At 42.7% G+C, this 11205-nt stretch carries 13 protein-coding genes and 2 tRNA genes; 5 read left to right on the top strand and 10 right to left on the bottom strand.

Annotated features, from left to right (window positions below; all coding sequences use genetic code 11):
- On the top strand, positions 1-787 hold a 787-nt coding region (locus AACR09_RS15335; protein ID WP_228010656.1), incomplete at its 5' end, for an AraC family transcriptional regulator.
- Between the two features lie 46 nt (positions 788-833).
- On the opposite strand, the gene AACR09_RS15330 is transcribed toward AACR09_RS15335, so the two are convergent.
- Positions 834-1718, bottom strand: coding sequence for a LysR family transcriptional regulator (locus AACR09_RS15330; protein WP_102461892.1), 885 nt, complete (start codon positions 1716-1718; stop codon positions 834-836).
- 102 nt (positions 1719-1820) lie between these two features.
- Between AACR09_RS15330 and AACR09_RS15325 the strand changes: the two genes are divergently transcribed.
- The gene (locus AACR09_RS15325) at positions 1821-2432 is read left to right on the top strand and encodes a LysE family translocator (RefSeq protein ID WP_102461893.1); all 612 of its coding nucleotides are present in this window, start codon (positions 1821-1823) and stop codon (positions 2430-2432) included.
- Between the two features lie 69 nt (positions 2433-2501).
- On the opposite strand, the gene AACR09_RS15320 is transcribed toward AACR09_RS15325, so the two are convergent.
- The 5 genes from AACR09_RS15320 to AACR09_RS15300 form a co-directional block, all read right to left on the bottom strand.
- The gene (locus tag AACR09_RS15320; RefSeq protein WP_004731480.1) at positions 2502-2933 is read right to left on the bottom strand and encodes a GNAT family N-acetyltransferase; all 432 of its coding nucleotides are present in this window, start codon (positions 2931-2933) and stop codon (positions 2502-2504) included.
- Between the two features lie 93 nt (positions 2934-3026).
- Positions 3027-3521 carry a GNAT family N-acetyltransferase gene (locus AACR09_RS15315; protein ID WP_102461894.1) on the bottom strand — a complete coding sequence of 165 codons (495 nt, stop codon included), beginning with the start codon at positions 3519-3521 and terminating at the stop codon, positions 3027-3029.
- A 47-nt stretch (positions 3522-3568) separates the two neighbouring features.
- Positions 3569-3991 (bottom strand): N-acetyltransferase, encoded by a 423-nt coding sequence (locus AACR09_RS15310; protein ID WP_193835325.1) that lies wholly within the window; start codon positions 3989-3991, stop codon positions 3569-3571.
- Between the two features lie 100 nt (positions 3992-4091).
- Positions 4092-4430, bottom strand: a complete 339-nt coding sequence (locus AACR09_RS15305; RefSeq protein ID WP_004731484.1) for a zinc ribbon domain-containing protein YjdM — start codon at positions 4428-4430, stop codon at positions 4092-4094.
- A gap of 177 nt (positions 4431-4607) precedes the next feature.
- On the bottom strand, positions 4608-5771 hold the full coding sequence (locus tag AACR09_RS15300; protein WP_193835380.1) for a threonine/serine exporter family protein: 1164 nt from the start codon (positions 5769-5771) through the stop codon (positions 4608-4610).
- 525 nt (positions 5772-6296) lie between these two features.
- Here AACR09_RS15300 and AACR09_RS15295 point away from each other — a divergent pair.
- Both AACR09_RS15295 and AACR09_RS15290 read left to right on the top strand, forming a co-directional pair.
- Positions 6297-6371 (top strand) — tRNA-Gly (locus AACR09_RS15295).
- Between the two features lie 38 nt (positions 6372-6409).
- A tRNA-Gly gene (locus AACR09_RS15290) sits at positions 6410-6484 on the top strand.
- 179 nt (positions 6485-6663) lie between these two features.
- Here AACR09_RS15290 and AACR09_RS15285 read toward each other — a convergent pair.
- The gene (locus AACR09_RS15285) at positions 6664-8949 is read right to left on the bottom strand and encodes a glycoside hydrolase family 9 protein (RefSeq protein ID WP_193835324.1); all 2286 of its coding nucleotides are present in this window, start codon (positions 8947-8949) and stop codon (positions 6664-6666) included.
- A 300-nt stretch (positions 8950-9249) separates the two neighbouring features.
- Between AACR09_RS15285 and AACR09_RS15280 the strand changes: the two genes are divergently transcribed.
- Positions 9250-9507, top strand: a complete 258-nt coding sequence (locus AACR09_RS15280; protein WP_193835323.1) for a hypothetical protein — start codon at positions 9250-9252, stop codon at positions 9505-9507.
- 161 nt (positions 9508-9668) lie between these two features.
- Here AACR09_RS15280 and AACR09_RS15275 read toward each other — a convergent pair whose 3' ends face one another.
- From AACR09_RS15275 to AACR09_RS15265, 3 genes are all read right to left on the bottom strand, one after another.
- On the bottom strand, positions 9669-10154 hold the full coding sequence (locus AACR09_RS15275) for a hypothetical protein (protein ID WP_004731489.1): 486 nt from the start codon (positions 10152-10154) through the stop codon (positions 9669-9671).
- Positions 10155-10266: 112 nt separating this feature from the next.
- Positions 10267-10851 carry a copper-resistant cuproprotein CopI gene (gene copI, locus AACR09_RS15270; RefSeq protein ID WP_193835322.1) on the bottom strand — a complete coding sequence of 195 codons (585 nt, stop codon included), beginning with the start codon at positions 10849-10851 and terminating at the stop codon, positions 10267-10269.
- A 106-nt stretch (positions 10852-10957) separates the two neighbouring features.
- A partial coding sequence (locus tag AACR09_RS15265; protein ID WP_228010655.1) for an efflux RND transporter permease subunit occupies positions 10958-11205 on the bottom strand: 248 nt, incomplete at its 5' end.

Genomic DNA, 11205 nt, shown 5'->3' with positions numbered 1-11205 from the left:
TCTCGATGCCAACTCTGGCCCACAAGGTGTGGTGGTTAACCTTGCCAAGCCTGCCAACTTTAGGCGCTCTTTAATCCAAGGTAATAAGATAAATAAGATCAACATCTTGGTTAAGCCGCAATGGGTCGAGCCTCGTTTAAGTGACCACTGTTCTAGCAAATCATTCCTAGATTCACACAAAGCGTTTTACAACGTAAAGATTAACGCTGACATCATTCAACTCACGAACGCACTTACCATCCAAGCCACACCAACCAACTTCCAAGACAAGTTAGTAGTCGAAACGCTCACCCAACAATTGCTCGCTCAAACCCTGTCGCAGATGCCGATTCAATGTTGTCAGCTATGTACTTCCGATGATGACCTCACAAATACAGAGAGCACAGATCCAGTCATCGCCTCACACAATACAAACTCGAGTGTAAACCTTGATATGGCCAGTACATCAAAGAGTTTCGATGCCAAGATTGAAGACATCATCAGCTACATTGAAATCAACCTAGATCAACAACTCAGCCTTGAAAGCATCGCGAGTAAGTTCTCGATGAGCATTTCCAATCTTCAGCGTCGATTTAAGCAATCTTACAACCTGACTATTAACGGCTATATCAGGTACCGACGTCTGGATATCGCGCGCCAACACTTAGAGCGTGGCTTGGTTTCAATAACCGAAGCGGCATATGAAGCGGGTTATCAGCACCCTTCTAACTTCACCAGCGCCTTTAAGAAAACTTTTGGTGTTCCGCCCCATGAACTTGCCAAAAACTTTGTATCCAAAACGAACTAGAGTCTGACATAAGACAAGCCAACTTCTAGGTCGGAGGCTATCGTTCCTATAAGGTTGGAACACACTGCGATAACTCATTCTTCAGCCAAACCACAAACGGACTTTCTGGCTCATCGCAGTTGTCATCTTGTGTGAGCAATATGTACTGATGACCGGAAGGTACAAAGCCAAACGGTGCGATTAAGTTGCCTCTGTTCAAATCATCAACCACTAATGGATAAGAACCAAGAGCTGCTCCTAGCCCATCAACGGCCGCTTGAAAGCAAAAATAGAAGTGTGCAAATGTCTGGCTTGAAATAGCTTGCGACACCATTCGGCTATCAAATTCACTATCTTTGGTGATGGATGCCCAGTGGCTCCAAGCGTTTAGTCGCGTGCTGCTGTGCAATAATTTCACATCGGCTAGCTTGTCTTTGACCTGTTGCCAATAATCAGGCGAGAACACAGGGCCAACCCATTCTTCGACTAACGGAATCTGTTTGTAGTGCTCGGTTACGTTGAAGTCGTCTCGGCGAATTGCCATATCTAATCCAGTTGCGCCTAATGTCACAGGCCCACCTGCGGTAGACAAGCGAACATCAATTCCGGATTCGTTATAGAAATCACCGAGTCGAGGCATTAACCAACGCATGGTCAATGTGGGTTCGCATGAGACTTCCAACGCTTGATGATTCAGCTGATTAAGCTTATGGACTCCAGTCTCCAAGGCTTGGAACGCTTGCTCTGTGTAACCTTTGAGTAGTTCCCCCTCTTTGGTGAGATATACATTCCTACCCTGTTTGTAGAACAAAACTTGGGATAAGTGATTTTCCAATACCTTGATCTGCTTACTCACTGCGCCATGTGTGATATTGAGTTTATCCGCCGCATCACTGTAACTGCTCGAATGCGCTGCTACGTGGAAAATATGAAATGCTTTCAAATGTCTCATGTGTGATGTTTTCTCACAGATAGGTGGAATTCATTTCGATTATAGGCAGCAATAAAAAACCATACAATGCTGGCTCATCAAATATAAAGAGTTGGAATCATTATGGAGTGGTTAAGCCTAGCAGTATTGGGACTATTGATTGTTATTAGCCCAGGCGCTGATTTCGTTTTAGTTTTGAAAAACAGTGTCAATCAAGGAAGACAAGCAGGGATTTGGACTGCAATAGGTGTGAGTTTAGCCATTTGTGTTCACATCAGTTATTCAATGCTTGGGATCAGTTACTTAATCTCACAGAATGAACAGCTGTTTGACATGATCAGATACGCAGGTGCAGCCTACCTTATCTATCTAGGACTAAAAGGTATCTTGAGTGCGGACAACAAGCTTGCACCTATGGAAGATGCAAAGCAAATCACCAGTGTTTGGCGCTATTTAGCCCAAGGTTTTTTATGTAACGTGCTCAACCCAAAAACCATGTTGTTCTTCTTGAGCATCTTCAGCCAAGTCATCTCACCTGATGCAGAGAACCAACATGTCGCACTCGGCTATGGGCTTTACATGATCGTTCTTCACGGCTTGTGGTTTGGCGTTGTCGCTATGCTGTTTACTTCGAGTACATTGCAAAAGCATCTATTGAGAGCAAAGAAAAGACTCAATCAAGCGTGTGGATTTGGCTTAGTGACTTTCGGAGCACTGTTGGCGATTAAATCTTAAATTGAAAACCAAAACAAAAAAACCTCAATGGCGAACTGTGCTGTTGAGGTTAATAACTAATGCTTGGAATTACTGACGCCACATATAGACAAACTGATCATTTTGCGAAGTGATTTCGAAGCCAAACCTTAGATACAGATCCCCAACTCGATTACCTTGCAGGTAACAAAGTTCGACGGGTTTATTGAGGCTGTCAGCCTTAGTTAAGCAATCTTTCAATACTTGGCTGCCAATGCCCTTTCCATGATACTCAGGTAGTAAGAAGAATCGGCAAAAATAGAAGTGCTCGCCTTTGTCTTGCAACAACACACTACCAATCGCTTTACCTTGATATTCAATGATTTCAGGGCGTTCTTCTGCCCACTCTTCGGCGTGTATATCTCGTTGAATTTGTTCATCCCAGCCAAATACGGCCTTGATTGGTTCAAACTCAGCGGCCTTCTTAAGCTCGAACAGAAATTCATAATCTGATGATTGAGCAGGTCTTGTTGAATACTTCAAAATACCTCCAACAATAATTGGCTATGGCTTCATTTTCGTTTAAACCGGGACATAGTAACCCCGATCAAACCAAAAGATGCCACGCTTAAATGTTCATTTTGGTTCTAGTTGGTAACGTAAGACTTCGTGTTTATCTTGCTCTGAATAAAAGGTACTCAGGAATTGTCCACCGCACTTCTCAATGACCTTTTGCGAAGCTATATTGCCCCTCTCACACGTAATAATAGCGCTTTCGGGCAATACGTGCCGTTGAACCCAAGACAACATATGACTTGCGATACCCCGCCCTCTCGCTTGTGGCAAAGTCTCGTAGCCGATATGTCCTATGACATCGTGAATGTACGGACTGGTGCCATGACGAACTCTTATCACTCCAAGAATACGTCCAGACTCGAAACAAAAATAAGTAGAAGCAGGCGTCCACCCTTCTGGCAAGCCCTCACCTTTTGAATAAGCAATTCGTCTTTCCAAATAGGCATCACTGCCATCAGAAATGCCCGTGTAAATATCTAACCCATCTTCAGTACAGGCATTCACATAGTGATGAAAGGCAGTTGAATGTGAAAGATCAGCTTTAACCATGTCCATATAATGTTGATTCCTAGTTACTTTTCTTCCGGGGTTAGCTATCAAGCCTAAGCTAAGTGCATGGTGTATTCTTGGTGTCCGGCATGCTCATCAGATTGTTCGCTCACAATAGAAAAACCTTGGGACAAATAGAACTGAATCGTCGCTTGGTTTTCTTTATATACATTTAAAGACAAGTTCGGACATTCAAGCTTCGCGTGTTGGATTAGTTGCTTACCAATACCACTGCCTTGATGTTCTGTACTGACAAAGATCGCCGCTAGTATCTCTTCGTAAAGTGAATAGAAGCCACGAACCTCACCATTGACTTGGTACACATAGGTCTGTGATGCAGGAATATATAGGTCGCGCATATTACCAACTTGCGACTCCCAGAACTCAGGAGCCACAAAATCATGCGCCTTGATCGAGGCGGTTAACCAAATGTCTAAAACGGATTCAATATCGGATGGGCGGTATTCTCTGATCATCTTAATTCTCTGAAATTATTGCGGTTTAATATGCGAATCAGTATGGCCGAGAAGCCACTTAAACTTATTGAAGATTTACGACAATTATTTGAAACAATGGTTATTGCTTTTTAACGTACTTCGCCGTAACCAACATTTCACCGCCACCATCCAACTTGCAATCTAGCTGGTGATCTTTGCCTTCGTTGATGCGTCGAATCACGGCTTTAGTGCCGATTTTCAGTACGCTAGAACTGCCTTTAATTTTTAGATCTTTAATGAAGGTAACTTTATCGCCACTTTCCAATACAACGCCATTTACGTCCTTAACACGCGCGGCTTCTCTTTCTAAACGCTCTTCTTCTGGATTCCACTCATAGGCACACTCAGGGCAGATTAGGTTGTTTTGGTCTGGGTAGACATATTCAGATTGGCATTGCGGACAAGGAGGTAAAGACATACGTTAATACTTCATTTAAATAGAATTTGTTCCATTTTAATGGCTCTTGTCAGGCTTAGCGAGCATAAATCGAACCAATTTTCGGTAGCGCAATTTAACGTAGAAAGAACAGCACCTAAAACGAACAAACACAGCCGTTAAGCTGTGTTTGTTTAAAGGCTTGGGAATCGGAACGGATTAACGTTCTACTTTTGGCGAATAAATCGAGTAAGCGGTGATTTGCCCTGCCACGATTGCAGAGAACATGAATAACGCCGACAAACCAATACTCGGGATAGGCAGAATCGATTGTTCAAACACCGATTGGCTGGCACTCACTAATACTCGGCTACCCGGAACCAAGATGATGATCCCTTGCACGATATAAATAGAGCCCGTGAGCTCCATCTTCTTAGCAATCCAAGTTCCGTACAGAGTAATAAGAACCGTGGTTACCCAAGTGCCCACAACCCAACCACTATCAAAACCGAGGTAGAACGGCCCCCACATGCCGAGAACCGCTACTGGTAAACCAAGTAAGATGTCTTTAGGGCGAGCATTGAACATTACACCGATAGACACGGAGATCAGCACCAAGCCAGATATGTGCATCCACATAGGTACCGCATTGGTATAGTCGATGGAGACCGCTTGTCCCCATATCGCTTCACCGATGTTTAGCCCCATGATAATCCCGACAAACAGCTTAATCAGGGTTAAGGCGCTCTGCCCTAGCAAGCTGGTACCAGAAACCAAGTCATTAAACGCCAAACATTCTAATGCGTTGGCTATGGATAAACCGGGGACAAACAAGACGATCGAGGCGATACACAACGCCCACACTGGTATCGGCAACCCTGTGCTCGCCAAAAACGCTACAAAGATACCCGTTAACAATGCCGAGATGAATTCAACTGCGATAGCGCGACGTGAATGAAGAACTTGCTGACATATCCACACCATCAAACCCAATAACGCAGAAAAGCCCACCGCTTCCAGCGTACTGCCCACCAGCATCAAATACGCAGGCGGAATCCCCATATTGGCTAGTGCAGTCACAAATTTAGAGTAACCGACAGGCTCTGGTACGGGCTCACTGCTCGGTTGGTTAATACGAATGATCGTATTGGCCAACAAACTCAGGTTAATTGAAGCAGGCTTTAGACGCTTTAGAATCACAGCGTTATTATCGTCTGGAAACTGATAATTAATCGCGGTTGGCGTTGCTTGGATCATCACATCCACACCATGCTTTTTAGCATAATATTGTGTATATTTTTCAAGCTTATACGGAGCACAACCACTGCGGTGAAGAGTATCACCAATTTCAACAATTTTGTTAATTCGGAACTGAGAAGGCATGGGTATTTTAGGGGAGACAAAATGTGCGGCAAATGTACCAAACGATAGACGGAATGACGAGGCTTTTGCGTGAATTATCAACTGAACTCGTTACTTTTTTCTGCAAAGGCTTAGAAGTCTCTATAACTCTACTCATTTGGGATTAGTCTACTGAATGTTTTGACCGGCTAATAAGTTAAATTTATGCATTCAGATTGTTATTAATGAACGCCGAAACACGAATAAAAATCAGTTTATGTTAACACTCCAAATACCTTAATTTTTATTAGATTTATGACAACTGAGCACCACCAAAGCGGGTTTATAAATTAAGGTGGATTTATCGAAAAAAACGGCATGACATTTACTATTATTTCTCTCCCTCCTTTTAACGAGATTTTAGTCACATTTTATTCACTCTCATAACGCCAGATATGATTGAAAAACTAGCGGAGTGGTGGTTATGCGAGCACTTAGAATAAAAATGAAAGAAAAAGGTTTCGTTTTCAGTTAGATGTGGCATTATCAAACTCGTTAAGACGATGTGCGTACATCGTATAATGGCTATTACCTCAGCCTTCCAAGCTGATGATGCGGGTTCGATTCCCGCTGTACGCTCCAGTCTTCTTGATGCCTCAGTCTTACTCTTAAGACAGTGTGCGTGCATCGTATAATGGCTATTACCTCAGCCTTCCAAGCTGATGATGCGGGTTCGATTCCCGCTGCACGCTCCAACTTCTTTTTAGTTTCAAATTCTCTTTAGTTACAGTACCCCTTTAGATCCACCATCTCCTCTTAGCTTCAAAACCTAAAACAATTAAAACTACGCACTTCATTGTGTGATTTTTTGTATTAAAAAAGAGCAATACCAAATGATATTACTCTTTGAATATTCTTAATTTAATTGATTACCTCAATCAAGCTGCCCTTCATCTAAAGCAGAAGTAACCCATAGTAGCGGCGCATTCCAGTTGATGGTTATCTCGTTCAACGTCCAAGCTCCAATATTATCGCTGTAACACGTTTGTCCAACACACTTGCCTTTCATCACAGCGGCAATAGGATCACTAAAACTTACCGAATTTGGGCCTCCAATTAACGCACCCGGTGCTGGTTTAGGTGAACTTTCATCAGCAGCGTAAGCCCAGAATCGATGATGAGGATTCTCTGCAGGTTTCGTTCCATAACCAGTAACATAAGAGATATTCATCGGGTTACCTCCGAGGACATAATCCATCGCACTTGCGGCCGCTTTGATGTATCGAACATCATTAGAAAAATCGTGAGCGTAAATCAAAAAGATGCTTCGGTTTACAAGGTTGGAGTTTGAGCCCCACGAATACTCTTCGACGGTATAAGGAATGTTATAGCCTTCATTGGCAACTTGCTTGGTATAAGATTCTGCCGTTTTAATGATGTTCTTACGTGCTTGTTCAATAACTTGGCTGTCCAGTGAATTAGGTACCACGGCTAAACTCACGGTGCCTGCAGGCGCTATATACTGCCAATACATATCACCATCCGCATTGATGTTCCCCTTCGGCACTTCAAGATAGTGTGGAGAATCAATCAATACTTTTTTATAAACCTCATCATTGGTTGTGATAAAGAGCTCGGCCGCAGCCCAGTACCGCTCATCACTCAATTCGATATCATCATACGGCCCAGAACCGGTGAAGTTATCGTATGCATATATATCTTGATGTTGATTTGCGGCGTTCCACGCTTTGACCGCTGAATCCAAACATAACTGTGAGAAATCACTGTCGATATCTTTCCAAATACGTGCGCACTGAGCACCGATTGCCGCCAAATTCAATGAGGCCGCTGTCGTCGGATAACCAACATAGCGTTTCTGAGTATCTTTATGTGGCGGTAATGGCATACCAGTCCAAGATTCATCTGCGATCTTGTGGAATGCCAGCCCTCTCGCGTTAATCTCGGTAAGTTTTAGCTGTTTACTCGCAGACTGATTACCAACAGGAACCGCGATAGGCGTGTCAGAGTCAACTTGCATGGCTAACATGAACTCTATGTTCCAGCGTGCTTCAGACAACAACGGGTTAACGCCATTGGTTGCTTCAGGGATTTTTACTTTACCCTCTGAAAAAGGAAGTGATTTGTTCTCTAAGAACTTACCTCGCTCGTATAAGTTCAGAAGTGTCCATGTTGAGATGCCACTGTTCACCGTGTATTTACCATGATCGCCTGCATCATACCAACCACCAGTCGCATCAATAGTCAGGTCGCAGCCAGGCCATTTATTTCCCCAACTATCAACTTTATCAAAACAGGTTGCAGTATCGGACATGTGGCCACCGGGCCTCGCAAGATCTTCACGTTGAACGAACTCTGGCTTTATTTCAATGCCGCTGCGATTTTGATAGAAGTAAGACAACGCATCGAGCTTCAACTTACTGTAAACATCATTTCGAATATCGAATGGATAGCTGACATCGTCGTCGACCTTAACCGTTAAACCTCTCATCGTGTCTGTATATTTTGAAAGGTTAACTCGGTGAATGTGCTCACCCGACGCTTTATTCAAACCGAATACTTCTGTTTTACCGAGGTCGAGGCTGATCCCTGATTGAGAGACTAATGTCCATTTCAAAGGTGTCGTCGAGGTATTTTCAACAAAGATATATTTATCTGATTTCGGTAAGAAGCCAACTTGGTTAGCTCGAATAGGCATCTTAGTCGCTACTTTTACAAATGGCTTACCTACAACAGAAACGTTATCAACACAGATGACACCAGTTTTCTGTGCGCCTAATTGAAACTGGAATTCTGTATCGGCGTCACTATCAAGTTCGTGTACAAAATCAAACGTATAGCTTTGCTTGTCTGTTGATATACCCACGTCACTTAGGAAATAATGCGTATAAGGAGGCCCTTCATGTTGGATCAAGGCTTTCATCTCAGTATCAATATTCGCATATGCATCGAACGATACTTGGTACCTTTGAGCTTGCTCTAAACCAATGCCACTGTGGCCAAAAATGACATCCCAAGAATTCTTTCCTGGGTTTTTTATATCAATACACGCTTCATTACTTTCTGTTGCTATGTTGGCGCCAGCATTCCACCAACCATCCATATTGCCTTTAAAGTGACTATTTCTAATCTGTTCTTCTGCGTAAATTGCTCCAGAAGATAAAACCATGACAATCGCGAGAGATAACGTTCCTTTTTTCATCATTATTCCTTAAAGATGTTTCATACCTCCAAGGAAACTAGCGAAATAGATTCAATAATGGAGAGTTAACATTCGCAAAAAATAGACTCGTAAAAATAAATATTATGATTTCTTGTGATGTTTAACACTAAGGAACAAGCTCATGAATCAATTGCATGGATAGACAAAACGATATTGTGCTAGTGCCTCTCAATTAAACTCAGATTTCATAAAAGTGCGGGTTTAATAATCTTGGTCAATATCCGAAAAAACAGTTGTGTTAATGTGCGCGCATTAGCAACAACCCATAAATAATAAAAAATGTTTAAAATCAATGAGTTAACAATTAATATCGATGCAATTAATGTCGCACTGTCAAAAGTCGAAAATGCGAACAAAATTCAGCTAGATACATTGAAAGGTTATGTGAACAGCGAGCCTGAACAGGCTGTACTGGCTTTTCGATCGCTTAATGAAGCAGAATCAATCGACGACAAGTTTAAAAAGATCATGGCAGAGCTACCGCACCTGAGCGGCGAAGCACACCACTTGCTTGAAACTTCTATCTTGCTACAGTGATTCTAGCTACAGATAAGCCTCAGCCAATACAAGTTAGTTCATGCATTCCTGAACAGGTTGAGACTTATCTTTAACTGGTCACAATGTTTAACCAATGACTTAGCGGTCACACAAAGCTGTGCTGATAGGTTGAAATGAATTGGTGATGTAAGACCCTCGCATTACTCCCAGAAGTTCCACCACTTTTTGCTGTTTTCTTCACGCTGCTGTTGGCCTTTCTCTGACCCTTTTCCTTCTTCTTTACGCTCTTGCTCCGCTTTCTTGTCTTTCTGCTTTTCTAATCCCGACTTTTCTTCGTCATTATCCATATCATCTTCAAGCTTTTCTTTCTTATCTTTGAGCTTCTCTTTACTCTCTTCGAGGGCTTCTTTCTCGTCTTCCAAATCGTCGAGTTCTTTATCTAATTTCTGCTTATCTTTTTTGTTCTTACTTTTTTTCGCTTTCTTATTTTTCTCTTCGATCATTGAATCAAGCTGCTTCTCACGATCATCAATTTCGCCTTCAACTTTTTTAGCCTCAGCGAGCGTTTTTACTTCTTCTAAATCGGGCTTACCTTTACCAGCCCACTCAGGTTTAGCAGCAATGCTGTGGGTCGACCACGTTATTAAAGCACCCGTTACTGCAAGTACTAGAACTGTCTTATTCATCCTTAAACCCCTATTCCTATAGTCTTTTAAAGCTAATACCTAAATAGCACTAAAACAAGGTAGCCATACCTAGCACTCATCCCTTTGAACTAGATATGGCTTGTGTATCACCTTATAGCGTTAGTGCTTTGACCATACCCGCTTCAGCGTGACCAGGAATATTGCACGCGAACTCTACGTTATTATCACCATGGAAATGCCAAAGTATCTGTTTCGCTTTGCCCGGCTTAACTGTAACTGTGCTGCCCGAGTCATGAGCGTGATTACCCATGTTTTTCATCATTTCACGATGCTCTAACTGCTCTGAAGCAGAACCAATCGAGAATTCATGATCAATCTTGCCTGTGTTCATTGCAACGAACTGCACCACGTCGTTCGGCTCAATATCAACCTTGTTCTTAAATGTGATTTTCATATCGTCACTTAACAGAACATGAACCACTTTATCCGGCTTTGCGCCTGTCGCAGGCATACCCACTTCAGACATGCCTTCCATATTCATCATCGAATGGTCCATCTTTCCATCCTTCATCATGCTGTGATCCATTTTTGAATGATCCATCTCTCCACTTTTCATCATTGAGTGTTCCATGCCTGAATGATCTTTACTTGAATGGTCAACAGCTGAATGGTCCATTTCAGCAAAAGCCGTTGCAGTAGTTAACATCAGTGCAATCGCAATAAGTGTCTTTTTCATGATCGTTCCTTAGATTAATTCAGTTATTTATTTGTTAGTTTCACATGTTCATGTGGTACGCCCTTACCCACTCTGTATTGGTAAGTAAGGGCTAATAATCAATACGTTATTTGTTTGTCTCGTTTTGGCTATGCGTAATCTCACGCTGTTTCCAGAGCTTAAAGATTGCAGGCAAAACCAGTAGGGTAAGCAACAGTGCCGACGCCATTCCGCCTATCATCGGCGCAGCAATTCGCTGCATCACTTCAGAGCCCGTTCCCTCGCCATACATAATTGGAATGAGGCCAATAATCACAGTAAGTACCGTCATCATCACTGGGCGAACACGCAGTCCTGCGCCCTCACGAATCGCAT

Source organism: Vibrio sp. OPT20 (assembly GCF_963889365.1).
GTDB lineage: Bacteria > Pseudomonadota > Gammaproteobacteria > Enterobacterales > Vibrionaceae > Vibrio > Vibrio splendidus.
This window is presented reverse-complemented; position numbering and strand designations above follow the sequence as displayed.

What these genes read in the sequence shown, in the direction of transcription:
- AACR09_RS15330 (WP_102461892.1), bottom strand. Translation starts at nt 1,718, where the DNA reads ATGAGACATTTGAAAGCATTTCATATTTTCCACGTAGCAGCGCATTCG.
- AACR09_RS15325 (WP_102461893.1), top strand. Translation starts at nt 1,821, where the DNA reads ATGGAGTGGTTAAGCCTAGCAGTATTGGGACTATTGATTGTTATTAGC.
- AACR09_RS15315 (WP_102461894.1), bottom strand. Translation starts at nt 3,521, where the DNA reads ATGGACATGGTTAAAGCTGATCTTTCACATTCAACTGCCTTTCATCAC.
- AACR09_RS15310 (WP_193835325.1), bottom strand. Translation starts at nt 3,991, where the DNA reads ATGATCAGAGAATACCGCCCATCCGATATTGAATCCGTTTTAGACATT.
- AACR09_RS15305 (WP_004731484.1), bottom strand. Translation starts at nt 4,430, where the DNA reads ATGTCTTTACCTCCTTGTCCGCAATGCCAATCTGAATATGTCTACCCA.
- AACR09_RS15300 (WP_193835380.1), bottom strand. Translation starts at nt 5,771, where the DNA reads ATGCCTTCTCAGTTCCGAATTAACAAAATTGTTGAAATTGGTGATACT.
- AACR09_RS15285 (WP_193835324.1), bottom strand. Translation starts at nt 8,949, where the DNA reads ATGAAAAAAGGAACGTTATCTCTCGCGATTGTCATGGTTTTATCTTCT.
- AACR09_RS15280 (WP_193835323.1), top strand. Translation starts at nt 9,250, where the DNA reads ATGTTTAAAATCAATGAGTTAACAATTAATATCGATGCAATTAATGTC.
- AACR09_RS15275 (WP_004731489.1), bottom strand. Translation starts at nt 10,154, where the DNA reads ATGAATAAGACAGTTCTAGTACTTGCAGTAACGGGTGCTTTAATAACG.
- copI (WP_193835322.1), bottom strand. Translation starts at nt 10,851, where the DNA reads ATGAAAAAGACACTTATTGCGATTGCACTGATGTTAACTACTGCAACG.